This is a genomic window from Actimicrobium sp. GrIS 1.19 (genome assembly GCF_035984655.1).
In the GTDB taxonomy this organism is placed as follows: domain Bacteria; phylum Pseudomonadota; class Gammaproteobacteria; order Burkholderiales; family Burkholderiaceae_D; genus Actimicrobium.
The window spans coordinates 1-26,223 of record NZ_JAXCHT010000022.1 but is presented as its reverse complement, the minus strand read 5'-3'; the positions used below and the strand labels follow the sequence as shown (position 1 = coordinate 26,223).

The 26,223-nt window shown below is 60.2% G+C and carries 24 protein-coding genes, 1 other RNA gene and 1 pseudogene; 4 read left to right on the top strand and 22 right to left on the bottom strand.

The features are described from left to right. Positions 1-168 precede the first annotated feature (168 nt). Positions 169-1,350 (top strand): GGDEF domain-containing protein, encoded by a 1,182-nt coding sequence (locus RCH09_RS14970; protein WP_326941919.1) that lies wholly within the window; start codon positions 169-171, stop codon positions 1,348-1,350. A gap of 36 nt (positions 1,351-1,386) precedes the next feature. Here the strand turns inward: RCH09_RS14970 and RCH09_RS14965 are convergent, their stop codons facing one another. Then, positions 1,387-1,638, bottom strand: coding sequence for a hypothetical protein (locus RCH09_RS14965; protein WP_326941918.1), 252 nt, complete (start codon positions 1,636-1,638; stop codon positions 1,387-1,389). A gap of 173 nt (positions 1,639-1,811) precedes the next feature. Here RCH09_RS14965 and RCH09_RS14960 point away from each other — a divergent pair, with 173 nt between their 5' ends. Next, positions 1,812-2,594: an alpha/beta hydrolase family protein gene (locus RCH09_RS14960; protein ID WP_326941917.1), complete on the top strand. Its 783-nt coding sequence runs from the start codon at positions 1,812-1,814 to the stop codon at positions 2,592-2,594. Between the two features lie 6 nt (positions 2,595-2,600). On the opposite strand, the gene RCH09_RS14955 is transcribed toward RCH09_RS14960, so the two are convergent. From RCH09_RS14955 to RCH09_RS14925, 7 genes are all read right to left on the bottom strand, one after another. After that, complete coding sequence (locus RCH09_RS14955) at positions 2,601-3,035, bottom strand: CHRD domain-containing protein (RefSeq protein ID WP_326941916.1); 435 nt, start codon at positions 3,033-3,035, stop codon at positions 2,601-2,603. A 91-nt stretch (positions 3,036-3,126) separates the two neighbouring features. Continuing rightward, positions 3,127-3,264: a hypothetical protein gene (locus tag RCH09_RS14950; RefSeq protein ID WP_326941915.1), complete on the bottom strand. Its 138-nt coding sequence runs from the start codon at positions 3,262-3,264 to the stop codon at positions 3,127-3,129. Positions 3,265-3,291: 27 nt separating this feature from the next. Beyond that, positions 3,292-4,530: a CaiB/BaiF CoA transferase family protein gene (locus RCH09_RS14945; RefSeq protein WP_326941914.1), complete on the bottom strand. Its 1,239-nt coding sequence runs from the start codon at positions 4,528-4,530 to the stop codon at positions 3,292-3,294. Beyond that, positions 4,527-5,123 (bottom strand): recombination mediator RecR, encoded by a 597-nt coding sequence (gene recR, locus RCH09_RS14940; RefSeq protein WP_326941913.1) that lies wholly within the window; start codon positions 5,121-5,123, stop codon positions 4,527-4,529. The genes RCH09_RS14945 and recR overlap by 4 nt, the downstream gene beginning before the upstream one ends. A 7-nt stretch (positions 5,124-5,130) precedes the next feature. Then, positions 5,131-5,457: a YbaB/EbfC family nucleoid-associated protein gene (locus tag RCH09_RS14935; protein ID WP_326941912.1), complete on the bottom strand. Its 327-nt coding sequence runs from the start codon at positions 5,455-5,457 to the stop codon at positions 5,131-5,133. Continuing rightward, entirely contained in the window at positions 5,454-7,394 is a 1,941-nt protein-coding gene (gene dnaX, locus RCH09_RS14930) for a DNA polymerase III subunit gamma/tau (RefSeq protein ID WP_326941911.1), read from the bottom strand. The genes RCH09_RS14935 and dnaX overlap by 4 nt, the downstream gene beginning before the upstream one ends. Positions 7,395-7,458: 64 nt before the next feature. After that, positions 7,459-8,529: a hypothetical protein gene (locus RCH09_RS14925; RefSeq protein ID WP_326941910.1), complete on the bottom strand. Its 1,071-nt coding sequence runs from the start codon at positions 8,527-8,529 to the stop codon at positions 7,459-7,461. 562 nt (positions 8,530-9,091) lie between these two features. Between RCH09_RS14925 and RCH09_RS14920 the strand changes: the two genes are divergently transcribed. Beyond that, the gene (locus tag RCH09_RS14920) at positions 9,092-10,723 is read left to right on the top strand and encodes an isovaleryl-CoA dehydrogenase (RefSeq protein WP_326941909.1); all 1,632 of its coding nucleotides are present in this window, start codon (positions 9,092-9,094) and stop codon (positions 10,721-10,723) included. Here RCH09_RS14920 and RCH09_RS14915 read toward each other — a convergent pair. The 5 genes from RCH09_RS14915 to ubiD form a co-directional block, all read right to left on the bottom strand. Beyond that, positions 10,720-13,782, bottom strand: a complete 3,063-nt coding sequence (locus RCH09_RS14915) for an efflux RND transporter permease subunit (RefSeq protein WP_326941908.1) — start codon at positions 13,780-13,782, stop codon at positions 10,720-10,722. The genes RCH09_RS14920 and RCH09_RS14915 overlap by 4 nt on opposite strands. 2 nt (positions 13,783-13,784) lie before the next feature. Continuing rightward, positions 13,785-14,942, bottom strand: coding sequence for an efflux RND transporter periplasmic adaptor subunit (locus tag RCH09_RS14910; protein WP_442785044.1), 1,158 nt, complete (start codon positions 14,940-14,942; stop codon positions 13,785-13,787). Between the two features lie 389 nt (positions 14,943-15,331). Beyond that, positions 15,332-15,622, bottom strand: coding sequence for an H-NS histone family protein (locus RCH09_RS14905; RefSeq protein WP_326941981.1), 291 nt, complete (start codon positions 15,620-15,622; stop codon positions 15,332-15,334). A 603-nt stretch (positions 15,623-16,225) separates the two neighbouring features. Next, an RNA gene (gene ffs / locus RCH09_RS14900) (signal recognition particle sRNA small type) lies at positions 16,226-16,324 on the bottom strand. 67 nt (positions 16,325-16,391) lie between these two features. Further along, positions 16,392-17,876, bottom strand: a complete 1,485-nt coding sequence (ubiD, locus tag RCH09_RS14895; protein WP_326941906.1) for a 4-hydroxy-3-polyprenylbenzoate decarboxylase — start codon at positions 17,874-17,876, stop codon at positions 16,392-16,394. A 465-nt stretch (positions 17,877-18,341) separates the two neighbouring features. Here ubiD and RCH09_RS14890 point away from each other — a divergent pair, with 465 nt between their 5' ends. Next, entirely contained in the window at positions 18,342-19,325 is a 984-nt protein-coding gene (locus RCH09_RS14890; RefSeq protein ID WP_442785043.1) for a transglycosylase SLT domain-containing protein, read from the top strand. A gap of 53 nt (positions 19,326-19,378) precedes the next feature. On the opposite strand, the gene RCH09_RS14885 is transcribed toward RCH09_RS14890, so the two are convergent. The 9 genes and pseudogenes from RCH09_RS14885 to RCH09_RS14845 all read right to left on the bottom strand — a co-directional run. After that, complete coding sequence (locus RCH09_RS14885; protein WP_442785042.1) at positions 19,379-20,551, bottom strand: pyridoxal phosphate-dependent aminotransferase; 1,173 nt, start codon at positions 20,549-20,551, stop codon at positions 19,379-19,381. Continuing rightward, a complete protein-coding gene (gene nusB, locus RCH09_RS14880) occupies positions 20,551-21,021 on the bottom strand; it encodes a transcription antitermination factor NusB (protein WP_326941978.1) in 471 nt (156 codons plus the stop codon). Before nusB ends, RCH09_RS14885 begins: the two co-directional genes overlap by 1 nt. Before the next feature lie 98 nt (positions 21,022-21,119). After that, positions 21,120-21,608: a 6,7-dimethyl-8-ribityllumazine synthase gene (gene ribH / locus RCH09_RS14875; protein ID WP_326941905.1), complete on the bottom strand. Its 489-nt coding sequence runs from the start codon at positions 21,606-21,608 to the stop codon at positions 21,120-21,122. 61 nt (positions 21,609-21,669) lie between these two features. Further along, a complete protein-coding gene (gene ribBA / locus RCH09_RS14870; protein ID WP_326941904.1) occupies positions 21,670-22,782 on the bottom strand; it encodes a bifunctional 3,4-dihydroxy-2-butanone-4-phosphate synthase/GTP cyclohydrolase II in 1,113 nt (370 codons plus the stop codon). Between the two features lie 65 nt (positions 22,783-22,847). Continuing rightward, positions 22,848-23,483 (bottom strand): riboflavin synthase, encoded by a 636-nt coding sequence (locus tag RCH09_RS14865; RefSeq protein WP_326941903.1) that lies wholly within the window; start codon positions 23,481-23,483, stop codon positions 22,848-22,850. 18 nt (positions 23,484-23,501) lie between these two features. Continuing rightward, positions 23,502-24,593: a bifunctional diaminohydroxyphosphoribosylaminopyrimidine deaminase/5-amino-6-(5-phosphoribosylamino)uracil reductase RibD gene (ribD, locus tag RCH09_RS14860; protein WP_326941902.1), complete on the bottom strand. Its 1,092-nt coding sequence runs from the start codon at positions 24,591-24,593 to the stop codon at positions 23,502-23,504. 100 nt (positions 24,594-24,693) lie between these two features. Beyond that, complete coding sequence (locus RCH09_RS14855; RefSeq protein ID WP_326941901.1) at positions 24,694-25,041, bottom strand: FmdB family zinc ribbon protein; 348 nt, start codon at positions 25,039-25,041, stop codon at positions 24,694-24,696. Between the two features lie 16 nt (positions 25,042-25,057). Further along, positions 25,058-25,897, bottom strand: a pseudogene (fmdA, locus tag RCH09_RS14850) (formamidase); the annotation flags it as partial. Positions 25,898-26,062: 165 nt separating this feature from the next. After that, a partial coding sequence (locus tag RCH09_RS14845; protein WP_326941977.1) for a transposase occupies positions 26,063-26,223 on the bottom strand: 161 nt, incomplete at its 5' end.

Below are 26,223 nucleotides of genomic sequence, written 5' to 3'. Positions count from 1 at the left end.
CGCCAAACCCGGATCGGATGTTTTGCAATGGGCACACGGGGGGTGCCCATTTTTATTGTTGGTATCTGACAAGTCGCAACTTAAAGTGTTGCGCACCGCAAATTTCCCGGTGATACTTAGGTTGTCGTCGGGAAATTTCAAGAACCAATACTTCCGGGTGGGCACATCATGGCAGCGCATGCAAAAAGCCATCCACATACACGCACCAATCCGCTGCTGCACGACGCAAAAAAGCGCTCCTTCTGGATTGTCATCAAGCGATGCATCCAGATTGCAGCGCTGATCGACTGCCTCTTTTTCATCCTCTTCTACGTGATCGGATCACCCATCCAGGCCTGGATCAGCGCGATTGCGCTGGCGATGTACGCCTGTGCCTGGCGCTTTCTGTCACAGCGCAAAAATGGCCTGGCGATACTGATGATCTGGCTGGAAAGTCCGATTCATGCGGCAATCGGCACCGTGCTGGCCGGCTGGGAAAGCGGTTTCCATTATTACTTGTTGATGTTCATCCCGACCATGTTCATCTCCAATACCAGGACCTGGCGATCGGTTGCCGCGGTGTTCGGCTTGTGGATTTTTTATGTCGGCCTGAATGTGGTCACAACCGTGTTGGCACCACTCGAACCGCTCCAGCCCGGCGCCTTGACGGCGCTGCGGTATTTCAACATCACCGCCGTGTTTTGCATGTTCGGCTATCTCTCGTTCTACTACTACCGCACCATCGTCGACACCCAGAATCGCCTGAACCTGATGGCGACCACCGATCCGCTGACGGAACTGTTCAATCGCCGTTACATGACGGAGATGGCGAATTACGAAGCCAATCAGCAATTGCGCCATCCGCATGGCCTGGCCGTGATCATCTGCGATATTGATCACTTCAAGACGATCAATGATCGCTGGGGCCACGATGGCGGTGATCGGGTGCTGGTTACGGTGAGCAAGGCGATCACGCAATCGATCCGCAGTCAGGACTGTGCGGCACGCTGGGGCGGTGAAGAATTTCTGATCCTGTTGCCCAATACCGACCTGGCGGGCGCCGTGCTGGTGGCAGAACGCATCCGGGAAAAAGTTGCGGCACTCGCCATTGCGGCGCAAGCAGCACCAGCGATCACGGTAACCATGACGCTCGGTGTGTCGAGCTGGCAGCACGGCAACAGCATGACGGAAGCCATCACGCGCGCCGATGCACTGCTCTACCAGGGCAAGCTGGCCGGACGCAATCGGGTGGTATCGACGCTGAATGCACCGCAGAGCGAGCAAGCGGCCGGGCCATTGTTCGGATCGGCGACGCGTGCCGAACCCTTCGGCGCGGCGAGTTATCCGCAAGCGGGAAACCGGCTGGCCTGATACAACCAGCGCAGTTCCGCGACTGCGGTGCGGCGTTTAGCCGGCCAGTGCAGCCGCCAGCAGGTCACCCACCAGCGTGTTCAAATCCACATTCTTCTCCTTGGCCGCTGCCTGTAACTGCAACACCAGTGCGCTGTTGAGCTTGACGGCAAACGGCACCAGACCGGCGGCCTGGTCGCGTTTGCGCTGCTCGCGCCGATCGACCACCACAGTGTCGGTTTTTTCGAAAGCACTCAAGCCGGGCGCGGTGGTCTTGCCCATCAATTTCTTGGCGTCTGTCTTTGCCATGCCGGTTTTTTTCACGGAAATTGCCTTTGCGGATGGGAAGCCGACATTTTACGCAGTATCGGCCCTGACCAGCGTCTTTATCGGAGACTGTTTTGCGGGTCGACTTCCGCTATAGTCAAGCCACCTGCAACTCACCTGCAATGCACCACACTCACCCAATGCAAGGATTCGTCATGCGAACAGAACGTACCGATTTTGCCGCGGCCGATGGACACAAGCTCGCCGCCCGTTTCGATGCGCCGGACGGACCGATACGCGCGATTGCCTTGTTTGCGCACTGCTTCACCTGCGGCAAGGATGTGTTTGCCGCCAGCCGTATCGCGCAAGCGCTGACCGAACATGGGATTGCAGTGTTGCGCTTTGACTTCACCGGACTCGGCGCCAGCGAAGGCGAGTTTGCCAATACCAATTTTTCGTCGAACGTCGCCGATCTGGTTGCCGCGGCCAATCATTTGCGCAGCAAGTGGCAAGCGCCCGCCCTGTTGATCGGGCACAGCCTGGGCGGCGCGGCGGTACTGGCCGCGGCCAGCGAAATCGCCGAGGTCAAGGCCATCGTGACGATAGGCGCACCGAGCGATCCGACCCACGTGGCCCATCTGTTTGGTGATCAGCTGGCTGAAATCAATGCCGCCGGCGAGGCCGAAGTGCAATTGGCGGGACGCCCATTTCGCATCAAGCGCCAGTTTCTCGAAGATGCAGCACTGCACCGGCTGACCGCCAAAGTCGGTCATCTGCGCCGCGCGCTGCTGGTCATGCATTCGCCGCACGATACCACCGTCGATATCTCGAATGCGCTGCACCTGTTCACGGCGGCCAAGCATCCGAAGAGTTTTATTTCGCTCGACGATGCCGATCATCTCCTGACGCGCAAGAGCGACGCCGTGTACGTGGCGCAAATCATCGCGGCGTGGAGTCAGCGCTATTTGCCGACCGAGACCACGCCGCCCGCAGGCTGAGCCGCCTTACTTCGAATTCAGCTGCGCCCGGATCTCGCCGCCCGGGAACTGCGCCGAATGCACATTGACGTACAGATTGCCGGCTTGATAGCTGGCGTACTGCTCGTCAGTGAGTTTGGCGCCGGGTGGCACGATCCAGCTGTCATCCGCGGCCTTGGTCAGGCCCACAATGACCGGACCATTCATGCCGGGTGCAGCCTGATGAATATGGGCCGCCTTGGCTTCGATCCCCCTGGTGGTCAATCCGCCGCTGACTGAATGGTCTGCGGCAACCGCGATCCGGACCAGACCGGTCGCAGCGGATGGATTGGGCGGGACTTCCTTGCTGCCATTGAGGGCAACGCCGTCACTGCCGGCCTTGCTGCCCATATCGGCACAGCCGCTGGCAAGCAGTACAGTCAGCAGTGCGGCGGCGAAAATGGAAGTGCGTTGATGTCTCATGTTTTTCCTCTTGTCGGGTGGGTGCGTCAGGATGACCAGAACCGCTCTTTACACTTGCGGGTTCAAGTGTAGATCGCTTTCCGGTTCTGCGTCAGGTCTGCGCCGCAAGGCTGACCGAGATTGTCGAGACCTTGTCGCCACGCGAAAAAAAGGAACTGTTGAAGGTAAAGTAGCCGGCCAGGAAAAGCGCCAGGGCAATCGCAAATTGTTTCCAGAAATTTTTGTTCATCATGTCTCCTGATTGATCCTGAACCGGTCAGACGACGCCATCGGCGCGCAGTTGCGCGATGGTCGCCGCGTCATACCCCAATGCCGCCAATACTTCTGTCGTATGCGCACCGAGCGCAGGCCCGAGCCAGCGGGTTTGTCCTGGCGTGGCCGACAGTTTCGGCGAGATCGCCGGCAACTTCACCGGCGTGCCATCGGCGAACGCGTGCTGTTCGAACATATCGCGCGCCAGAAACTGCGGATCGCTCATCATGTCGCGCACTGAATAAATTTTTCCGACCGGAACATCGGCTGCCTGCAACACAGCCAGCGCCGAGGCGATGGTCTGGGTCGTGCACCAGGCCTGGATCGCGCCATCGATTTCGGCAGTGCGCGGCACGCGCCCGTCGTTGCGCGCCAGTTGCGGGTCGGCGGCCAGATCGGCGCGGCCGATGGCCAGCATCAGGCGTTTGAAGATGGCGTCGCCGTTGCCGGCAATGACGATGTTTTCACCATCGCCGGTGGTGTACGTATTGGACGGGACAATCCCCGGCAAGGCGCCGCCGGTGCGTTCGCGCACCATGCCGGCGTGATCGAATTCGGGCACCAGCGACTCCATCAGGTTGAACACCGATTCGTACAGCGCGACATCGACCATCTGCCCCTGCCCGGCGCTGCAGTCGGCGCCGCCCTTGCCATTCCAGCGGCCACCACTGGCATCGCGGTGGCGCAACGCCATCATCGCGCCAATCACGCCATGCAGTGCCGCGACCGAATCGCCAATCGAAATGCCGACCCGCACCGGTGGGCGGTCCGGGTGGCCCGACACATAGCGCAAACCGCCCATCGACTCGCCGATGGCGCCGAAGCCGGGCAAATCCTTCATCGGCCCGGTCTGGCCGTAGCCGGACAGGCGCACCATGATCGTGGCCGGGTTGATGGCCTTGAGCTGGTCGTAGCCAAGCTGCCATTTTTCGAGCACGCCGGGGCGGTAATTCTCGATGATGATGTCGGCGTCCAGCGCGAGCCGGCGCGCGATTTGCTGCGCCTGCGGCGTTTTCAGATTGAGCGTGATGCTCTTTTTGTTGCGCGCCTGGACCGACCACCACAGCGAGGTGCCATCCTTGAGCACGCGCCATTGCCGCAACGGGTCGCCGCTGTCAGGCGATTCAATCTTGATGACCTCGGCGCCGAACTCGGCCAGCATGCGTGCGCAAAACGGACCGGCAATCAAGGTGCCGAGTTCCAGCACCTTGATGCCGGCCAGCGGTCCGGCAGCGACCGTCATGTTGTACGACGGTCGAGCATGGCCCGCGCAATGGTGCCGGCGTCGACATATTCGAGTTCGCCGCCCACCGGCACACCGCGCGCCAGGCGGCTGACCTTGAGGCCGCGCGCCTTCATCGTCTCGCTGATGTAATGGGCGGTGGCCTCGCCTTCGTTGGTGAAATTGGTCGCCAGCACGACTTCGGTGACCACGCCGTCATCCGCACGCAGGATCAGCTTGTCGAGGTGGATGTCTTTCGGGCCAATGCCATCGAGTGGCGAGAGCCGTCCCATCAGCACAAAGTACAAGCCCTTGTAGGTCAGGGTCTGTTCGATCATCAGCTGATCGCCCGGTGTTTCGACCACGCACAGCAGCGTGGCGTCGCGCCCGCCATCGAGGCAGGTTTCGCAGACCGCATTTTCGGTGAAGGTATTGCACCGGCTGCAATGCTGCACCCGCTCGACCGCCTGCGTCAAGGCGCGACCGAGCAAGGCGGCGCCGTCGCGGTCATGCTGCATCAGGTGATACGCAATACGCTGCGCCGATTTCGGGCCGACGCCGGGCAAGCGGCGCAAGGTATCGGTCAGGAAATCGAGGCTCGACGGGGTCTTCATCGATGCATCAGAACGGCATCTTGAAGCCGGGTGGAATCGGCATGCCGGCAGTCACGCCCGCCATTTTTTCGCTGGTCAGGGCCTCGGCCTTGCGCACCGCGTCATTGACGGCGGCCGCCACCAGGTCTTCCAGCATGTCCTTGTCGTCGGCCAGCAACGACGGATCGATGGTGACGCGCTTGACGTCGTTCTTGCAGGTCATGACGACCTTCACCAGTCCGGCGCCGGATTGGCCTTCGACTTCAATCAACGCAAGCTGGTCCTGCATTTTCTTCATGTCGTCCTGCATCGACTGGACTTTTTTCATCATGCCTGCCAACTGGTTCTTCATCATGGTCGCTGCTCCTTGCTGTTCATCGGATTGTCTTGTAGGGATTGGATCGAGCCGGGTACCACGGTGGCGCCGAATTCGCGCATCATCGCCAGCACAAACGGGTCGGCCTGAATTTGCTGTTCAGCCTGGCGCTGTCGCTCGGCGCGCTCGGCCTGGCCACGGGCATTGGCGCTGTGACGGACATTGCCGATTTCGATGCGCACGCGCAGGGGCCGATTGAAGTGGCTACTCAACGCGGTCGCCAGCTTGTCGACGTTGGCGGCCGAGGCCAGCGTTTCGAGCGGCACCCGCAGTGCGATTTCGATGTCGTCGCCATCACTGCACTGGATCAGCTCGGCCTGCAAGGCCAGCTGCTGCACCACGCCTCGTACTGGCAGCAGGGCCGCCAGCGTCGGCCAGTCACCGTCCCAGTTCAAGGCCGGAATCGGCGTCAATACCAATGGCGCGACGGGTTCGGGCGCGGCCACGGGAGCGACAAATTCAGGTTTTTTTGGCAGCGGGGCTGGCGTCGGCGCCGCCACGGCAACGGGTTCGGCGGCATCCGGGAACTCGCCCATCGGCGGCATCGCATCGTCCCACGGCGCAGGCGTGGCGATACGTGGTTTCGGTTCGGCTTTCGCCGCAACGGGACGCACGGGCGGCGCGGCAGCGACGCCGCCGTTGGGTCGGGTAATCCCGCGCACCGCATCCATCGCCGCTGCGCGCGCTGCATTGACCGGCGTCGTCGCGCGCGCGACCGGCGCGCTGCTGGTCACCGCCTGTGGCGCCGCGCTCAAGCGTGCAGCCGGCGCTGGCGCCGGGCGCGGCGTCGGCGTCGGGGCTGGCAAGGCGCCGCCGTCGGCCGGGCGGAACGCCAGCATGCGCAGCAGCGTCATCGAAAAGCCGGCGTACTCGTCTGGCGCCAGGCCCAGCTCATTGCGTCCGTGCACCACGATTTGATAAAACAGCTGGACTTCTTCGGCGTCGAACAAGTCGGCCAGACGCAGGATGTCGGCACGTTCCGGCAAGTCGTCAGGCAACGCGGCCGGCACCGATTGCGCCAGCGCGATGCGGTGCAGCAGCGTGCCAAGATCACGCAAGGCACCGTTGTACGACAGGCTGCGCGCGGCCATTTCGTCGGCCACCGACAGCAAGGCCGCACCGTCTTTTTGCGCCAGCGCATCGAGCACGCGAACCAGATACGTTTGGTCGAGCGCCCCCAGCATGCCCTGCACGGCGTCGAGCGTGACGGTGCCGGCGGCGTACGCAATGGCCTGGTCGGTCAGCGACAGCGCGTCACGCATCGATCCATGCGCGCCCTGCGCCAGCAAGCGCAGCGCCGGCGTCTCGAACGCGATGCCTTCCTGGCCGAGGATGTCATCGAGATGCGCGACGATATGCCCGGGCGGCATTTGCTTGAGATTGAATTGCAGGCAGCGCGACAGCACGGTCACCGGGATTTTTTGCGGATCGGTGGTGGCAAGAATGAATTTGACATGCTCGGGCGGCTCTTCCAGTGTCTTGAGCATCGCGTTGAACGCATGGTTGGTGAGCATGTGGACTTCATCGATCATGTAGACCTTGAAGCGCGCATTCGACGGCGCGTACACCGCCTGCTCCAGCAACTGGGCCATTTCGTCGACGCCGCGATTGGAGGCGGCATCGAGTTCGATGTAATCGACGAAGCGGCCCGCATCGATGGCGGTGCAGGCATCGCACACGCCACAGGGCTGCGACGTCACGCCGCCCTGGCCGTCGCTGCCAATGCAGTTGAACGACTTGGCCAGGATGCGCGACAGCGTGGTTTTTCCGACCCCGCGCGTACCGGTAAACAAATAGGCGTGATGCAGGCGCCCGGTATCGAGCGCATGGGTCAGCGCCCGCACTACGTGCTCCTGCCCGACCAGCGTATCGAAGCTGCGGGGACGGTATTTTCGGGCGAGAACTTGATAGGACATCGGGGTGGGGACGCTGTCGGCAAAGCATGATTTTACCCCACATCCCCCCCGACTTGAGCCTGTCTCAGGTGTCGGTGCGACCAGCCATCACGCTTTTTGTGCGCTGGTAAAAACCCAGCTCGTTGATCGTCACGACACCGCGGTCGCCGGCGAATCTGTTTTCCACCATGCGCATCTGCGTTTGCGCCTGCGCCGTCGCACCGCGCCTGGCCGCAACAAAGCCAAGAACGGCCCACGGATACGCGTCGTAGCGGCCGTCTTCCCAGCCCGGCGTGGTCTTGTTCAAATAGGCCCAGGCCTTGTCGAAGTAAGCCGATAGCTCCGACAGGCCAAACGCCTGCGGAAACACCTGGCACGTAGTGTCGGCATAAAACGCAATGCCGGCGCGGTTGTCGCCGTCACTCGGAATAAACCCGCTGCGGGTGGTATCGAACAGGCTGAGCTTGATGCGATCGGTGATGCGGGTGGCGAAGGCATTGTAGTAATTGCCGTCGATGGTTTCACCGCGTTCGCGCAACAGTGCAGCGTAATCGCGCAGCCCCCGATAGACCTCGCAGTTATCCATCAGGTAGCCCAATGAATTTGCCCTGTTGCGCGGCGCCTGAAACACGCTGGACATGCCATTGGACTTCATCGCCATGGCGAGATTGCGGTACGCCATGGTTTTCAGTTTGACCTTGTTGGCGTCCCACCACGTCCAGTTCTGGCTGGCGCGCAAATAGCGTGCAACGATCGACAGCGTGGTTGCCGCGTAGGAGTCGTCGGAATCGGCCAGCACCAGTTGAAATGCACCGGTCGGCGCGCCGCTGAAATTGATGTCCTGGATTGACGAGTTCGGCTCCAGTCGACGCAAATACAAGTCGAGATAGGTTCGAATATATAAATCAAGATCGGCGGCATTCAGATACTGGATGATCGGCAGAATACCGAGATTGGTGAAGTACCAGTTTATGCGGCCAGCCGGCGCAATCAAATACGCGCCGGCGAACGTCCCGGAGGCAATTCTCAATTTTTTTATTTCGGCAACGGGATCAATGGCAGCCACCGACTGGGACAGGCTTTCTTTACTAGAACCCAACAGCACGCCATTCAGGGCAAGGACGGACGAGCTGACGAGAAATTGACGACGTTTCATAAGACTCCCATGGTTTGATAAAAGACATCTGGATCACGAACAAGGCGACACGCGCCGGGCCGTGCTTTTTTCAGGCAAAGCGATGCCCCGAGGGGCGTTAGGGCCCATTCGCATTTGCTGCGGTCAGCGGAGGAAGGACTGGCGGAAAACCCGATGCTTAATCCGGGTGTGCCTTTTCAACATGCAACGACAGAAGGAAAACCGGACAACTTCACCCAACAACTTCGCCCAACCCGGAAACCGATGGCATGTTTCCGCGAGGCGAAGCATTTGGTGCAAAGAAAGGTTACGTCACACTATTTTGTTTCGCAACGGAACCGTTGGTCATCGGTGCAAATATTTAACCTTTTTAGCGAGAACTTTTTGTCGCGAGATCGGCGACTGAAATTCCGTTATCAGTCTTGAATATCATTCATTTAATTCAGATGCGAAACGACCGCGCGTCGGCGGATTAATTAATCTTTTATTACGCATTAAAACCCGGCGTTGGCATTTGAATAATTTGCGATTCTGCGACGAATCCGCATTAGACTGGGCATTCAATCCTCCTGGAGCCCGCAACATGTCCACCCATAGCGTCACCAATCAAGTACCTGATCTGATCGACTACAACCTGTACCGCACCGACCCGGTCCTGCGTGACGCGCTGCTGCAAAATGACGCGGCGTGGGCGGATGACGACATGAGCCGGGTTGGCCTGTCGCTCAGCAGTGCCGGGCTGCGGCAAACGGCCGCGCTGGCCAACCGCCACGAACCTGAACTGGCGACGCACGACAGCCGCGGACAGCGCCTCGACCAGGTCGAATTCCATCCGGCCTGGCATACGCTGCTGGGCCTGTTGCGACATGAAGGACTGCATGCCTTGCCGTGGATCGCACGGCGCAAGGGCGCGCATCTGGCCCGTGCGGCCGGGTATTTTCTGCATGCACAGATCGAAGCCGGGGCGTTGTGTCCGACCACGATGACATATGCGGCCATCCCGGTACTGCAGAATGAGCCGGCGCTCTATGCGCGACTCGAAGCGCAGCTGCTGTCGCGCGAGCATGACCCGCGCGACCTGCCACTGGCGCAAAAGAAATCCATCCTGATCGGCATGGGCATGACCGAAAAACAGGGTGGCTCCGATGTGCGCAGCAATACCACCGTGGCACGCGCGCTCGACGGCGAGGGCCGCGGCGCGACCTACGCACTCACCGGGCACAAGTGGTTTTTCTCGGCGCCGAGCTGCGATGCGCATCTGGTGCTGGCGCGCACCGACAGCGGCTTGTCGTGTTTTTTTGTACCGCGCTGGCGCGACGACGGCAGCAAGAATCCGATCCTGATTCAACGCCTGAAAGACAAGCTCGGCAACCGCTCGAACGCCAGCAGCGAAGTCGAATTCGACAACGCCCACGGCATCCTGGTCGGCGACGAAGGGCGCGGCATTCCGACCATTATCGAGATGGCCAATTCAACCCGGCTCGATTGCGTCATTGGCAGCGCCGCACTGATGCGACAGGCGCTGGTCCAGGCCATCCATCATGCACGCCATCGCAGCGCCTTCGGCAAGCCATTGGCACAGCAACCGCTGATGAAAAACGTACTGGCCGACCTGGCGCTGGAAAGCGAAGCGGCGACGCTGTTGATGCTGCGGCTGGCCCAGGCTTGCGAAAATCCGGACGAGCCGCTGGAACGCGCGCTGCGCCGCATCGTGACGCCGGCCGCCAAATTCTGGATCTGCAAGCGCGCGCTCGAATTTACCGGCGAGTGCATGGAGGTGTGGGGCGGAAATGGGTATGTCGAAACCGGACCGATGGCGCGCCTGTATCGGGAGGCGCCGGTCAATTCCATCTGGGAGGGCTCTGGCAACGTGATGTGCCTGGACGTGTTGCGGGCGATCGAACGCGATCCGGAAGGATTCGGATTACTGCTCGATGTGATCGCCGCCAACGACAGCGAGATGCAGTCGATCGTCACGGCGTTGCGGCGCGATTTTGGCGTCGCTGTCGAGCAGCGCGAAATGCTGGCGCGCCGCCTGGTGCAGCAACTTGTGCTGGCACTGCAATGCAGCCTGATGCGCCAGCATGCGCCGGCGCCGATCGCCGATGCGTTCATCGCCAGCCGGCGCGATGGCGCTTGCGGGCGCGTCTACGGGACGCTGTCCGCCGTGGCGGTGCAGGATGCCATTCTGGCGCGGGCCTGGCCGCAGAATTAGCTTGTCTCGAATTGCAGCGGACCCGCTCCGCTGAAACGATCCAGCGCCAGGAAAATCACCGGCGTGATGAACAGTGTAATGACTTGCGACACCAGCAAACCGCCGACGATGGCGACCCCGAGCGGTTGTCGCAACTCGGCGCCGGCGCCCAGCCCGAGCGCAATCGGCAGCGCGCCCACCAGCGCCGCCATGGTGGTCATCATGATCGGCCGGAAGCGCAACAGACACGCTGAGCGAATGGCATCGAAGGCCGTTGCACCGCGCGTGCGCTGCGCATCCAGGGCAAAGTCGATCATCATGATGGCGTTCTTCTTGACGATCCCGATCAGCATCAGAATGCCGATGGTGGCGATCAGGGTCAGTTCAAAATCAAACAGCCGCAATGCCAGCAACGCCCCCACCGCGGCCGATGGCAAGCCGGCCAGGATGGTCAGCGGATGGATGTAGCTCTCATACAGCACGCCGAGCAAGATGTAGATCACCGCCACGGCCAGCAACAACAGTGCGATCTGGCTGCCCTGCGAGGATTGAAACACCGCGGCGTCACCGGCATACGAGGTAATGATGGTCGGCGGCATGTTCAGTCCGGCCTTGATGCGGTCAAGCGCGGCGCTGCCCTCGCCCAGTGGCACGCCCGGCGCCAGATTGAATGACACGGTGACCGCCTGCAGCTGTCCCTGATGATTGACCGAGATCGGTCCGGCGGTGCGCTTGACGGTGGCAAGACTCGGCAATGGCACCAGCGCCCCGCTCTTGTTGCGGACAAAGATCTTGCTCAGATCGGCTTCATCCTGCTGGCCCGATTCGGCGTCCTGCAAAATCACCTGGTAGCTATTGCTGCTGGTGAAGATGGTCGAGACCTGGCGGTCACCGAAGGCACTGTACAACGCGGTGCGGATGTCCTGGATCTGCACCCCGGCGGCATTGGCGCGATCCCGGTTGATATCCACCTGGGCCTGCAGCCCGCGCAATTGCGAGTCGCTGGTGACGTCGCGAAAAATCGGATCGGCGCGCATCTTTGCCTGCAATTGTTCCGACCAATCGTTGAGGGCATCGGCGGCGACACTTTGCAACACGTACTGGTAGCGGCTCTTGCTGACGCGCCCGCCGAGGCTCAGGTTCTGCACCGGGGTCAGATACACCGACAGTCCCGGCACACCGCCAAGCTTGCTGCGCAATTGCTCCAGCACGCCGTCCATGGGTTTGCGCGCCGTGCGTGCCTTGAGTCCGATGAACAGCCCGCCGGTGTTGCCGCTGGTGACGCGCGAGGTGACCGACAATACATTCGCATCGCGTCCGATCACCTCGGCTGCGGCTTGCACCAGCTTCACCATCGCCGGGTAGGAAATATCTTCGGGGCCTTCGATGGTGCCGCGAATCTGGCCGATGTCTTCGGTCGGGAAAAATCCCTTGGGAATCTCGGCAAACAGCAAACCGGTCAGCACGAAGGTTGCCAGCGCGGCCAACAACACCGTCTTGCTGCGCGTCAGGCACCAATCCAGTCCGCTGCCATAGGCGTTGAGAACGGCATGAAAGCCGCGCTCGAAGAGCCGGCTGAAGCGGCTGTCATCTTCAGGTTTCTCATGCTTGAGGAAGCGACTGCACAGCATTGGCACCAGCGTCAGCGACACCAGCGCCGACACCATGATGGCCAGCGCCACGACGGCCGCGAATTCGCGGAACATCAGGCCGATCACGCCCGGCATGAAGAAAATCGGAATGAACACCGCAACCAGCGAAATCGAAATCGACAGAATCGTGAAGCCGACTTCGCGCGAGCCTTTCAATGCGGCCGCCAATGGCTCCATGCCCAACTCGACATGACGCACGATGTTTTCCAGCATGACGATGGCGTCATCGACCACCAGTCCGACCGCGATGGTGATCCCGAGCAGCGAGATATTGTCGAGGCTGTAGCCCAGCAAATACATCAGCGCACAGCAGCCGATCAGCGAAATGGGCAGGGACAGCACCGGGATCGCAGTGGCCGACAGCCGCTTGAGGAACAGGAAAATTACCAGCACCACCAGCGCCACCGTCAGCAGCAGCGTGTGCTTGACGTCGGCAATCGAATCACGAATCGAGACCGAGCGGTCGTTGAGTTCGTGGATCTCGATCGACGCCGGCATTTGCGACTTGAAGGTTGGCAGCGTGGCCTTGACGGCGTCGACCACTGCCACGGTATTGGCGTTGGGCTGGCGCTGCACTGCCAGCACAATCGATGGCTCGCCGTTGGCCCAGCTGCCGCTCTTGGCAGACTCGACGCTGTCCTCAACGCTGGCGACATCCATCAGCCGGGTGCTGACACCGTCATGGCTGGCAATGATCAGTCCGGCAAAATCGGCGGCGTTGCGCAGCTGCCGGTTGGCCTCCAGCGTCAGACTTTGGCGCGGGCCATCGAGTACGCCGACCGGGCCGTTGGCATTGGCCGATTTGATCAGGCCGGCCAGATCATCCAGACTCAGATTGCGCGCCGCCAGCTCGTTCGGGCGGACCTTGACGCGCACTGCGAAGCGGCGCTGTCCATACACCTGCACCTGCGCCACGCCGTCGATGGTCGACAACGAGGGCGAAATCAGGTTCTCGGCGAAATCGTTCAGATCTGCCAGCGAAATCGATGGCGAGGTCAACGCTACCAGCAGCACCGGCGCATCGGCCGGATTGACCTTGCGGTACGCCGGCAGTGCCGTCAACTCGACCGGCAGGCTGCGTTGCGCGCGCAGCAGTGCAGCCTGGACGTCGACTGCGGCGGCGTCGATGTCGCGATCCGAATTGAATTCCAGCGTGATGGAGGTATTGCCCAGCGTATTGCTGGAGCTGATGGTGGCCAGTCCGGCAATCGTCGAAAACTGCTTTTCGAGCGGGGTGGCAACCGACGCCGCCATGATCTCCGGGCTGGCGCCCGGCAGCACCGCCGTGACGTTGATCACCGGCGTGTTGTAGGTCGGCAGGGCCGCAATCGGCAGCCTCGAATACGCAAACATGCCGACCACGACAATGGCGACCGACAACAGCACCGTCATCACCGGACGGCGAATGCAGAGTTCCGAAATATTCATGGTCAGGGAGCGCGCGGAACGGTGATGGTGGCCGGCGCGGGCGTCACGGCGACCGGCACCATTTCCTTGACTTTGACACCGGGGCGCAGGTTCTGGGCGCCTTCGATCACCACGCGCACGCCGGCATTCAACCCGGTCACGGCGGCCAACCCGTCTTCGATCACGACGACCTCGACTTTCTGCATCGCGACGCTGTCATCACCCTGCACGACGTAAATGAATTGATCGATCGGGCCGGTGACCAGTGCCTGTGCCGGCACCACCACCGCGTCGGGCAAGGTGCGCGAGACCAGTCGAACGGACACAAAGGCGCCCGGCCACAGGCTGCGATCGGCATTGTCAAAGCGGGCTTTCATGCGAATCGTGCCGCTCTGGGTATCGGCGCTGTTATCGATGAACGTCATGGTGCCCTTGCGTTCGCTGCCGTCGGCCAGTTTGGCGAAGACCGGGGCATCGCCCTGCGGGTAAGTCTTGCGCAGGTACGCGAGTTCACGTTCAGGTAGCGTGAAGGCAACGGCGATTGGATCAATCTGTGAAATGGTCAGCATTGGCGCGCCGCCCGGCTGCGCCAGACTGCCGGGATAGACGCTGATCACACCAATGCGTCCACTGATGCTGGCGCGAATCTGGTTGTAGCCAAGCGCCACGCCGCTTGATGCAACCACGGCCTGGTCGGCCTGCAAGGTGCTGCGCAACGCATCGACTCTGCTGCGCGCCGTATCAATCACCGCCTGCGAGACGAATTTCTTGGCCAGCAACTCCTCATTACGATTCAAGGTGGCTTGCGCATCGGCCAGGTCTGCGCGGTCACGCGCCACCTGCGCACGGGCTTTCTCCATGCCGAACGCATCATTGCGTTGATCGAGGGTGAACAGCAATTGGCCAACGCGCACGTCCTGACCTTCCTTCACATGGACTTCGCGCACCAGGTTTTGCAATTGCGGCCGTACATCAACAATATTGATCGGGGTAACGTACCCATTCGCCAGCAAGGTCACTGGAATAGCCTTTGTTTGCGCCAATCCCGTTCTCACTGTTTGCACCGCATTGCGCGTGCCTTTTCGCTCGCTAGTCGATTTACTCCTGAACCACTCAACAGTAACGGCAAAGGCAGTGACAATAACAATTGTGAAAAGCAGTATTTTTACATTCAGGCGCATGACAAACCATTGGCAAATAGATCCGTTGAACATCGGCAGGGGTCGAACAACCCCTGGCCCGGTTAATGGGCCGGCCAACATTATCACTTATTCGGGAATACAACAGGAGCGCAGCGGGACCTTGATTTTCGACCAGGCGAGTTACAGGCCGGATCGAATTTGCTACTGTCGTTGCGCGAGTGGAGGCGCTGTCTTGTGTGCGCCACGGCAGTGGCGGAGCGCTGGAAGGACGGAGTGGCAATGTGAATTGCGGTGATTAACCATCAGAACTGGCGGGATGGTCAGAGCCGGAGTTGACCCGGCAAAGGCAGTCGCGAACCTTATCCGGACCCGGGAGTGCCGGACAAGGCTGTCTTCGACAACTAATGCGACTGGCGTGCCGGAACGACTTATTTGATCAGGAATTCGGCCCGATCCTTGCCTGCGATCCAGCGTGGCGGTTTGCCGCGCCCGGACCACGTGGAACCGGAAACGCTGTCGCGATATTTGGCAGCAACCGGCTCCTTCGCCTTTCCTGATTTTTTCGCGCCGGCCAGTCCAAGATCTGCAAGAGTAATGCCGTAATCTTTCATTTTGCCCTTGATATCAGCAATCGCATCGGCGATCTCGGTCTGGCGCGCCTGGGCTGCCTGCTTCTGCAGTGTTTCGATTTGTACGGTTAATTCTTTGTAGGTCGGCATAATGGTTTCCAGTGAATTGATAAGAAGAAGTGAATCAGCAAAAACCAGCATCGCTCAGCAGTTGCCCGACATATTTGCACACATCACTTTACGCCCTCAATGATGTGCCCGCTCAGGGCATGGTCCGATTTCTTGTTTTACAGCCAATAACTTCTCGCAATTTTACTATGTCGTTGGCAGTTTGCAATAACCGATGCATATTAATATGCGCTGAATTAAAAATCAGTCCGTCAAATGCATGTTTGTGGTCTATATCAGACTGTTCAGGTGCATTCACTTTCACATTCGCGCGTCAAAGACGACAGCGAACTCTTTTGAAACACGGAGTCTGCGAAAAATGGTGTTCGGAAAAAGAATTAACCAGATGATTGCATTCGCTATAGTTATTTATTGGAAATTCCAACCAGGGGCGAGCCGCCAGCCATTGGCGATCGAATCAGGCATTGCCGCGCACCAGAACGATGCACACTGAAATGTCTTGAAGAAATAATAGATTGCGGCTGCGGAGATAACGATGGCCGGATTCGGTCAAGGTTTCAGGGGAAATGAATTGGAGAGCGTGAAGTCGTTCGAGTATCAAACGACTGTTCAAGACAAATTAAAAAAGGCGAGCCTTGTCTGCGGCACTTATGGTAAATGACTGTGGCTGCTTCGTTCCCGACCTGACCAGGTTGGCCATGCCACAATGCGCAGGGGCCCGCCGGGTCGAATTTTACCAGCAATGCGGGCGTCGTGCGACTTTAAACGACGAAAGCAGCACGCCGCTGATTTACAGGCCGAGCTGGCTCCAGATTTCATCGATGCGCGCCTTGACATCATCGTCCATCGAAATTGGCTGCCCCCATTCGCGGCTGGTCTCCCCGACCCACTTGTTGGTGGCATCGATGCCCATTTTGCTGCCTAGGCCGCTGACCGGAGAAGCAAAATCCAGATAATCGATCGGCGTGTTATCCACCATGATGGTGTCACGCAACGGATCGACGCGCGTCGTGATCGCCCAGATAACCTCTTTCCATTCACGAATATCGACATCCTCATCGACCACGATGATGAATTTCGTGTACATGAACTGACGCAGGAAACTCCAGACCCCAAACATCACGCGCTTGGCGTGACCCGGGTACGATTTTTTCATCTGCACGACCGCCATGCGGTAACTGCATCCTTCCGGCGGCAAATAAAAGTCTGTGATCTCGCTGAACTGCTTTTGCAATAGAGGAATGAATACCTCATTGAGGGCAACACCAAGAATCGCAGGCTCATCAGGCGGCTTGCCCGTATAGGTCGAGTGATAAATGGGATTGCGGCGCATCGTGATGCGGTCAATCGTCAACACGGGAAACATGTCCTGCTCGTTGTAATAGCCGGTGTGGTCCCCATACGGCCCCTCCAGCGCATGCTCAAAGCCGGACGGGTGGGTTGCATCCGGATAGATATGCCCCTCGAGCACGATTTCCGCCGAGGCCGGCACCCGCAACTCGCTGCCGATCGCTTTCACGAGCTCGGTGCGACTGCCGCGCAACAGACCGGCGAACTGGTATTCAGAGAGGCTGTCCGGCACCGGCGTAACGGCGCCGAGGATGGTGGCCGGATCGGCGCCCAGCGCCACACAAATCGGATAAGGTTTCCCCGGCGTCGCCAGGGCATGTTCGCGAAAGTCGAGCGCGCCGCCGCGCTGTGCCAGCCAGCGCATGATGACCTTGTTGCGCGACAGGACCTGCTGCCGGTAGATACCCAGATTCTGGCGCTTCTTGTGCGGCCCCTTGGTAATCACCAGGCCCCAGGTAATCAATGGCGCAATATCGCCCGGCCAGCAATGCTGGATTGGCAGCTTGCCGAGATCTACCGACTCGCCTTCAAGAACAATGTCCTGGCAGGCGGCCGAACGCAATTCCTTCGGCGCCATGTCCCACAGGGATTTCACCAACCCGCCCAGGCCGAGCAAGTCCTTGAAATCTTTTGGCGGCTCCGGCTCCTTCAAGCGCGCCAGCACGTGACCGATCTTGCGCAACTCGCCAACCTCCTCCGCGCCCATGCCAAGCGCCACCCGGCGCGGTGTGCCGAACAGGTTGGCCAGCACCGGAATCGATTGCCCGTCAACGCGCTCGAACAGCAATGCCGGCCCGCCCGCGCGCAAGGTGCGGTCGCAGATCTCGGTAATTTCAAGATAGCTTGAGACGGGGAAGGTAATTCTTTTCAACTCGCCGATTGATTCCAATTGGGCAATAAAGTCGCGTAAATCCGAATATTTCATTTTCTTTGCGCAGCGTCACTGCACATCCTGTTAATTAAAAACCAACCACAAGTCACTGATTCCATTCACGCTTGATGCGCCGTGACTCCCCTCTTAAGATCCAAAGGTAGTTATTTTACAAATTGTTAGTATTGACTTGATATAACACGCCCCCTACAATCCGCCTCATTGAAGAGGAACGTCGTGGCGCGTTGAACGCCCCCGGCACTAAAAATCCTCAACATTTCACGGGGTCGGGGCCCCACATGGCATTTTAAGGAGTGTTCTCATAAGGCGTCAGCCTTACCCCGGAAAAAGTTGTCTGCTTCTGAACTGGTGCTCACGCATACCCTCAGCATAACGCAGCAACTCCGATGCCATTGGACTGTGCACCCGTCCGGTGGCGATGTAACTGATTCATGGCTCGATATTCGCAGCGGGATCTTTTCGCGTTGATGTCGTGCCGTCGCAATTCAGGAGGTTTAATTGCAAACAAGATTTATCCGCACGGCGCAACTTTGCGTCCGACATTTACGTAATAATTCAACAACTTTTCGCACGTTCACGCGCGACACGGTCAACGGCTTCTTCACGACAGCGCACCACGCCTTGATGATTTCCGGCGTCGCAGCATTGTGCACGTTGGCCGTCATGTTCTACCGTCCCGATCTGGCCCATCAATTGAAGTCGTGGGCCGCCTTTGGCAACGCCCCGACGATCCAGTCGCAAGCCACGACAGCGCCAACAACAGCGCTGCCCGTGCTGCCAACGACGCCTGACACCGCCAGCGCTGACGCCGCGCGGTTCGATGCCGCCGAGCAGAGCGAAAAACTGGGCACACCGCGCCTGCATGGCAATCCGCGTGAACAGCAATGGGTCACGAACTGGTTGTCCAAGCGCTACCGCGTCGCGACCGATGCGACCGACATGCTTGTATCGGCGGCCTATCTGACCGCCAGGGACATCAAGATCGACCCGCTGCTGATTCTCGCAGTGGTGGCGATTGAATCGGGCTTCAATCCGTTTGCGGAGAGCGCAGTCGGTGCACAGGGTCTGATGCAGGTCATGTCGAAAGTTCACCATGAGAAATTTCAGGAACTCGGCGGCGTCAAGGCTGCATTGAATCCGGTCGCCAATATACGCGTCGGCTCGGTGATCCTGAAGGATTACGTGTCGCGCGGCGGCTCTGTCGAAGCCGGCCTGAAAATGTATGTGGGCGCTGCCGCATTCGATAATGATGCGGGCTACGGCTCGAAAGTACTGGCCGAGTACCATCGCCTCAAGGAGGTTGCCAATGGCAAGAACGTCCCGGTCATTACCAACCCGGCGCCAATGGCACTGCGTAACCAGAACAAGCAGTTCGAGGAAGAAGTGAGGGCCCAGAAAACCCCGGCCGCCAAGGAAGAGCAGGCATCGGTATCTGAGGACGGCTTCAAGGTGGTGCACCAGGATCGCATTGCGGCGATGTAACGCCGACTTGCAAACGAATGTGCCTGAAAAAAAAGAGCCCGCGGGCTCTTTTTTTATTGCTGGCGCGCTCCGAAAAAATCTTTCAGCCGTCGCATCGCCTCTTGCAGATTTTCCATTGACGTCGCATACGAGATCCGAATGTGGGTTCGCGCTGTCGACGGTCCAAAATCAAGGCCCGGCACCAGTACCACTCCGGTTTGATTCAGGATATCAATGGTGAGCTGATCGGCGTCATCGGATAACCCGCTGCAATCTGCATACACATAAAAGGCGCCATCCGGCACGATGGGGACGCCAAAACCAATCTCGCGCAGTGCCGGTACAAGAAAATCGCGCCGCCGCTTGAACTCCGCCCGACGCTCTTCGTACAGCGCAATCGACGCAGGCTCGAAACACCCCAGCGCCGCGTACTGGGCAATGGTGGACGGGCAGATGAACAGATTCTGCGCCAGCTTCTCGATCGCCGGCACCAGCGCGGGCGGCACCACCAGCCAGCCCAGCCGCCAGCCGGTCATGTTGAAGTATTTCGAAAAGCTGTTGATGACGATGACATCGTCACCCATCGACAGGGCCGAAAACGGTGCGCTGTCATACGACAGGCCCTGATAAATTTCGTCAACAATTGTAAAACCGCCGCGCTCGCGCACTTCGGCAACAATCTCGCCCAATTCGTCGTGGCTGATCGAGGTGCCGGTGGGATTCGATGGCGATGCCAGCAGCACGCCGCGGGTGTCTTCGTGCCAATGCTCGCGCACCACTGCGGCAGACAATTGAAAGCGCTGTTCGGCTCCGCAGGCAATCATCTGTGCTTCGCCGTCAAACGCCGCCACGAAATGCCGATTGCAGGGATACGACGGGTCTGCCATCAATACCTTGGCGCCCTTGTCCACCAGCGCGGCACAGGCCAGCAACAGTGCGGCCGAGGCGCCAGCCGTGACGATGATCCGTTCCGGGGCGACTTCCAGCCCGAACACCTGCGCGTAGTGCGCTGCGATCGCTGCGCGCAACGCCGGCAATCCCATGGCCGAGGTGTACTGCATCTTGCCGTCGCTCATGGCCCTGGTGGCTGCGGCAAGCACTGCCGGCGCAGCGGTAAAGTCCGGCTCGCCAATCCCCATCGGAATGATCGAGCGCCCCTGCAGCTCTAGCGCATGCGCCATCTTCACCAGTTCCATCACGTGAAATGGCGCAATCTGGTCAAGGCGCTCGGCCATCGGCGACTGCATCAGGACTCCCGCGCGGCGCCGACCTCGACTGCCCGGGCGGTTGCGGCGAACTTGTCCAGCACGCCATTGACGTATTTGTGACCGTCGATGCCACCGAACGACTTGGCCAGTTCGACGCTTTCGTTGATGACGACGCGATACGGAATTTCAGGATGATTTTTCAGCTCGAACGCGCCTATCAGCAGCACCGCGTGCTCAATCGGTGAAAGCTGGTCGAGCGGGCGATCAATCAATGGCGTGAGGGCGGCGCGCAACTCGGCAACCTGTTTCAGGGTGCCATACAACAATGCATCGAAATGCGCCGCATCGGCCTTGTCAAACCCGTGCGCCTCGCGCAGATGGGCTTCGATGACACCGGCATCTTCCTTGCTCAGCAACCATTGATAAATACCCTGCAGCGCGAATTCACGCGAGCGATGGCGCGGCGTGCGGCTCTTGTTGGGATTGGCGTGGAGTTCTTTTTTTTGCATCATGATTTGCAGACTGCATGACCCGCGATAACCCCGGGCACGCGAAATGGAACACACAACCGCGCACGACCGGTTATCGCCAGTGCGCGGTCAACAGCTCATTGCTCTTCGTCGACGACCTCGGACAGCTCATCCAGCGCCAGCACCAGATTGGCCATCTCGACCGCAGCGCGGGCCGCATCAGCGCCCTTACCCGCCATGCGCGCGAGCGCCTGCGCATCATCTTCTGTCGTCAGCACGGCATTTGCCACGGGTGTGCCGAAGTCGAGCGCGACCCGACTGATGCCGGTGGCCGATTCGTTGGCGACCAGTTCGAAATGGTAGGTCTCGCCACGGATCACGGCGCCCAGCGCGATCAGCGCGTCAAATTGCATGGTTTCAGCCATCTTTTGCAGCGCCAGCGGGATTTCCAGTGCGCCCGGCACGGTCAGCCGAAAGATATCTTCGCTGGCCACGCCCAACTCGCCCAGCTCGGCCAGGCAGGAGGCCAGCAGGCCGTCGCAGACATCCGGGTTGAAGCGTGACTGGACGATACCGATACGCAAGCCTTCGCCATCCAGATTGGTTTCGTAAGTGCCTACTGTCATGATCATTTCCTTTATATGCATTACCTGCAATTGTGCGATTGATTCAACCGCAGCGCGATGATTATTGTTCCGGGCAGGCCCGGTAGCCGACCACTTCAAGATTGAAGCCGGTCATCGATGGCATTTTTCTCGGACTGGCCAACAGGCGCATCTTGGACACACCGATGTCCTTCAGAATCTGGGCGCCGATCCCGTAGGTCCGCAAGTCCATGCGCGAGGCGCGCGCCTGCGGGCGCTGCTCGGGTTTCGACAGGGCGGCAAACTGGGCAAACATCTGCTCGGCCGACTCCTCGCAGTTCAACAGGACAATCACACCGCGCTCGGACGCCTTGATGGCAGCCATTGCCGCCGCCATGCTCCATGAGTGGGTGGTCGACTCGGTTTCCAGCATGTCCAGAATCGAGACCGGCTGATGGACCCGCACCAGCGCTTCCAGACCCGGCATGATGGCGCCGTGCACCAGCGCCAGATGGGCGCCGCCGCTCGGCTTGTCGCGATAGGCGATGGCCTGGAACGCGCCATGCTCGGTCATCATGGTGCGCTCGCCAATGCGCTCGACGATACTTTCGTTCTGGCTCCGATAGTGGATCAGGTCGGCGATGGTGCCAATCTTCAAGCCATGCTCCTGTGCGAACACGAACAGATCCGGCAGCCGCGCCATGGTGCCATCGTCATTCATGATCTCGCAGATGACGGCGGCCGGCGTCAATCCCGCCATCTCGGCGAAGTCGCAACCGGCTTCGGTATGTCCCGCACGCATGAGCACGCCGCCCTTCTGGGCTTTCAGCGGGAAGATGTGGCCGGGCTGCACGATATCGGCGGGGACCGCCTTCTTCGCAACTGCGACCTGCACCGTACGGGCGCGGTCGGCGGCGGAGATACCGGTGGTCACGCCTTCGGCGGCTTCGATCGAGACGGTGAAATTGGTCCCATACGACGTGCCGTTGCGGCTCGTCATCATGGGCAGGTTGAGTTGATCGCAGCGTTCTTCGGTCAGTGTCAGGCAGATCAGCCCACGACCAAAACGGGCCATGAAATTGATGGCCTCAGGGGTCACGAATTCGGCGGCGAGCACCAGATCGCCTTCGTTTTCGCGATCCTCTTCATCGACCAGAATAACCATCCGGCCAGCGCGCAATTCAGTGACGATTTCCTGCGTAGTTGCAATTGACATGGCGTGAATCCTTTAAGGAACGCCATTTTAATGGATTTGCCGTGCCAACGAGCGGATAACCGCCCTCAGATTCGGCCGGAACCCCGGATATCCACCAGACTCATCATTCGCTCGACGTAGCGCGCAATCAAGTCGATTTCAAGATTGACACGGCTACCCGCGCGCAGGTGCTTGAGGGTGGTGACTTCGACGGTGTGGGGGATCAGGTTCATGGAAAAGGCACAACCTTCGTCGCTGTCGGCAACGGCATTGACGGTCAACGAGACGCCATTGACCACCACCGACCCCTTGTAGGCCAGGTATTTGGCCAGTGCCGGTGGCGCAACGATCACCAGCTCCCAGGACTCGCCCACGGCGGCAAAGGTGCGCACCGTGCCAAGACCATCGACATGCCCCGACACCAGGTGCCCGCCCAGCCGGTCGGCCAGTGTCAGTGCCTTTTCGAGATTGACCTCGCCGGTGGTGTCCAGACCCGCGGTGCAATTGAGACTTTCGCGCGACACATCGACCGCGAACGTATTGGCCGTCTTGCTGACGACCGTCATGCAGGCGCCATTCAGCGCAATCGAGTCGCCAATGGCGACGTCGGCCAGCGACAACGGGCCGGCGTCGACCGTCAGGCGCACGCCGGCTTCCGGTGCGTCGCCCGCAGCGCTCAGCGACGTAATTGTTCCAATTGCAGCAACGATTCCAGTAAACATGGCAATTAAGGGCAAGAGTCAGGTGAAGCGGGCAAGAATACGCACATCCGCGCCGATCTGCTTGATTTCATGAAACGCCAGCCGGCGCTGCTCGGCCAGATTATCCAGTGCCGGCAAATCGAACAGTCCGCGCCCTGCGCCGATCAGGCTTGGCGCAAGATACAACAACAATTCATCGACACACTTCTCGCGGATCAATGATCCATTGAGTTTGGAGCCGGCTTCGACATGCAGTTCGTTGATCTGTCGCCGCCCCAGCTCCAGCATCAGCTGCGGCAAATCGACCTTGCCGTGCGCATTCGGCAGGCACAGCACGTCATGGCCGAGTGCCGTGAGCATGGATTCCCTGGCCGGATCGGCCCGGGCGCTGACGATCCACAACGGCTCGCCCTGCAGGATGCGTGCACGCGGATCGATTTCCAGCCGGCTGTCGACCACGATGCGGCGCGGCTGGCGCGGTGTCGCGATGGCGCGCACGGTCAACTCCGGATCATCGCTCTTGACCGTGCCGATGCCTGTCAGCACAGCACAGGCGCGCGCGCGCCAGGCATGGCCGTCGTCGCGGGCGGCAGCGGACGTGATCCACTGGCTCTGGCCGTTGTCGAGCGCGGTCTTGCCGTCCAGGCTGGCGGCGGCCTTCAGGCGCACCCAGGGCTTGCCAGTGCGCATGCGGGTAAAAAATCCAATGTTCATTTCCAGCGCTTCGTGCGCCATCACATCGGTGGTCACGGCAATGCCGGCGGCACGCAAGCGCGCCAGCCCGGCGCCTGCCACCAGCGGGTTCGGATCGGCAATCGCCGACACCACCCGCGCCACCCCGGCGCGAATCAGCGCATCGGCGCACGGTGGGGTGCGCCCATGATGACTGCATGGCTCCAGCGTCACATACAGCGTCGCGCCGCGTGCGTCATGGCCACGCGCGGCAACATCGGCCAGCGCGGCGATTTCGGCATGGGCCTGCCCGGCCGCCTGCGTATGCCCGGCGCCAATCACCACGCCGTGCTTGACCACGATGCAGCCAACGCGCGGGTTGGGCGCAGTGATGAACATGCCTTTGGCCGCCCATTCCAGCGCCAGGGTCATGCCTTGCGTGTCGTCGGAGATGTTCAATGCTGCCTTCTTGATCTGTTGTGTTGTGCGCTAGTGTAGTGCTTCGCAATTCACGCAACAAATCAATTTGGGCGGCTTGAACGGCGGCCAACGATGGCGGTCAGTGACTGATCATCCACGGCCGCTTGGTCGGGAACGCCTTGTTGCCGCTGGCCGAGGTTACGGTCGAGCTGCGCTTGCCGCTCTTGCCAGCCGAGCAGCAACTGCAGCCGCTCGGGTGCCGGCGCGCCAGTTCGGCCGAACGTTTCGGTTCGTGCCGGGCGCGCTCGTTGATGTCCATGGCGCGGCGGGTGCTGTCCTCCATCAGGGCCAGATGCGGTGCGCTGGCCAGCACCCGCGGCGCCGCGACGCCGCACTCCGGACAGGCGGCATCCTCGTTGCGCGCCGCCATCGCGCGCAACGTCTCGAAATCGCCGCAGGCGGCGCAGTGGTAGTCGTACGTAGGCATGGTGTCGTCTCCCCGCTTACGGCAGGTCGTGCGACAGCGGCATGTTGATGCTGCCATCGATATGCTTGATCGGCCCGTCCGCGTTCGGGTTGATGTCGAAGTCGAAGATCCCGGTCGGCAGCCACAGCGTCGCGCACGAGTTCGGCACATCGACCACGCCGCTGATGTGGCCCTGTACCGGCGCGGTGCCGAGAATCGAATAGGCCTGCGCGCCCGAGTAGCCGAATTTCTTCAGGTACTCGATCGCATTCAGGCAAGCCTGCCGGTAGGCGACGTTTACATCGAGGTAATACTGTTTTCCGGCTTCGTCGACCGAGATGCCCTCGAAGATCAGATAGTCGTTGTACTGCGGCGTGATGATGCTGGGCTTGAAGATCGGGTTCTTGATGCCGTATTTGGCCATGCCGCCCTTGATCAGGGTGACCTTCATGTGCACCCAGCCCGCCATCTCGATGGCGCCACAAAACGTGATCTCGCCATCGCCCTGGCTGAAATGCAGGTCGCCCACGCTCAGGCCCGCGCCCGGCACATACACCGGGAAAAACACCTTGGAGCCGCGCGACAGATCCTTGATGTCGCAGTTGCCGCCATGTTCGCGCGGCGGCACCGTGCGCGCTCCTTCGGCCGCTGCCTTGTCGCGCGCCGGGCCGGTCATCTTGCCCATGTGGGCCGTGCCCGACGAAGGCGGATTGGCCAGTCCCGGCACCCGATCCGGATCGGTCGCGATCAATTCCGCTTCACGCTTGTTCCACATGTCCAGCATCGGCTGATCCGGCAGGCAGCCGATCAGGCCGGGATGAATCAGCCCGGCGAAATTCACACCCGGAATATGCCGCGAGCTGGTGAACATGCCCTTGGGAAACGCGGAACAAATCGAATTCCGCTTGTTTGACGGCGTAGCGCGGGATTTTTGTTCGCGTTACGTCGAACGTTTGCGATTTTTCCTGTGGTCGCATCCACTTTTTCAAGTTTCACACCTCTTTCGAGGCGTTTCTCGGCGCATTTCGCGCCACCGTGCCCATTATGGGCGTAACTGTCCCCTTGCCATGTACAGGTTACTCAAGGCAAACAAGATATTGAGCTGCGTGTCGTTCTTGGCCAATCCCTTGTAGCGCGTCTTTTTGTATTTGAAGATGTTCTTGACGACGTGGAACGGATGCTCCACCCGCGCCCGTACCTGCG

What these genes read in the sequence shown, in the direction of transcription:
- RCH09_RS14970 (WP_326941919.1), top strand. Translation starts at nt 169, where the DNA reads ATGGCAGCGCATGCAAAAAGCCATCCACATACACGCACCAATCCGCTG.
- RCH09_RS14965 (WP_326941918.1), bottom strand. Translation starts at nt 1,638, where the DNA reads ATGGCAAAGACAGACGCCAAGAAATTGATGGGCAAGACCACCGCGCCC.
- RCH09_RS14960 (WP_326941917.1), top strand. Translation starts at nt 1,812, where the DNA reads ATGCGAACAGAACGTACCGATTTTGCCGCGGCCGATGGACACAAGCTC.
- RCH09_RS14955 (WP_326941916.1), bottom strand. Translation starts at nt 3,035, where the DNA reads ATGAGACATCAACGCACTTCCATTTTCGCCGCCGCACTGCTGACTGTA.
- RCH09_RS14950 (WP_326941915.1), bottom strand. Translation starts at nt 3,264, where the DNA reads ATGAACAAAAATTTCTGGAAACAATTTGCGATTGCCCTGGCGCTTTTC.
- RCH09_RS14945 (WP_326941914.1), bottom strand. Translation starts at nt 4,530, where the DNA reads ATGACGGTCGCTGCCGGACCGCTGGCCGGCATCAAGGTGCTGGAACTC.
- recR (WP_326941913.1), bottom strand. Translation starts at nt 5,123, where the DNA reads ATGAAGACCCCGTCGAGCCTCGATTTCCTGACCGATACCTTGCGCCGC.
- RCH09_RS14935 (WP_326941912.1), bottom strand. Translation starts at nt 5,457, where the DNA reads ATGATGAAGAACCAGTTGGCAGGCATGATGAAAAAAGTCCAGTCGATG.
- dnaX (WP_326941911.1), bottom strand. Translation starts at nt 7,394, where the DNA reads ATGTCCTATCAAGTTCTCGCCCGAAAATACCGTCCCCGCAGCTTCGAT.
- RCH09_RS14925 (WP_326941910.1), bottom strand. Translation starts at nt 8,529, where the DNA reads ATGAAACGTCGTCAATTTCTCGTCAGCTCGTCCGTCCTTGCCCTGAAT.
- RCH09_RS14920 (WP_326941909.1), top strand. Translation starts at nt 9,092, where the DNA reads ATGTCCACCCATAGCGTCACCAATCAAGTACCTGATCTGATCGACTAC.
- RCH09_RS14915 (WP_326941908.1), bottom strand. Translation starts at nt 13,782, where the DNA reads ATGAATATTTCGGAACTCTGCATTCGCCGTCCGGTGATGACGGTGCTG.
- RCH09_RS14910 (WP_442785044.1), bottom strand. Translation starts at nt 14,942, where the DNA reads ATGCGCCTGAATGTAAAAATACTGCTTTTCACAATTGTTATTGTCACT.
- RCH09_RS14905 (WP_326941981.1), bottom strand. Translation starts at nt 15,622, where the DNA reads ATGCCGACCTACAAAGAATTAACCGTACAAATCGAAACACTGCAGAAG.
- ubiD (WP_326941906.1), bottom strand. Translation starts at nt 17,876, where the DNA reads ATGAAATATTCGGATTTACGCGACTTTATTGCCCAATTGGAATCAATC.
- RCH09_RS14885 (WP_442785042.1), bottom strand. Translation starts at nt 20,551, where the DNA reads ATGCAGTCGCCGATGGCCGAGCGCCTTGACCAGATTGCGCCATTTCAC.
- nusB (WP_326941978.1), bottom strand. Translation starts at nt 21,021, where the DNA reads ATGCAAAAAAAAGAACTCCACGCCAATCCCAACAAGAGCCGCACGCCG.
- ribH (WP_326941905.1), bottom strand. Translation starts at nt 21,608, where the DNA reads ATGACAGTAGGCACTTACGAAACCAATCTGGATGGCGAAGGCTTGCGT.
- ribBA (WP_326941904.1), bottom strand. Translation starts at nt 22,782, where the DNA reads ATGTCAATTGCAACTACGCAGGAAATCGTCACTGAATTGCGCGCTGGC.
- RCH09_RS14865 (WP_326941903.1), bottom strand. Translation starts at nt 23,483, where the DNA reads ATGTTTACTGGAATCGTTGCTGCAATTGGAACAATTACGTCGCTGAGC.
- RCH09_RS14855 (WP_326941901.1), bottom strand. Translation starts at nt 25,041, where the DNA reads ATGCCTACGTACGACTACCACTGCGCCGCCTGCGGCGATTTCGAGACG.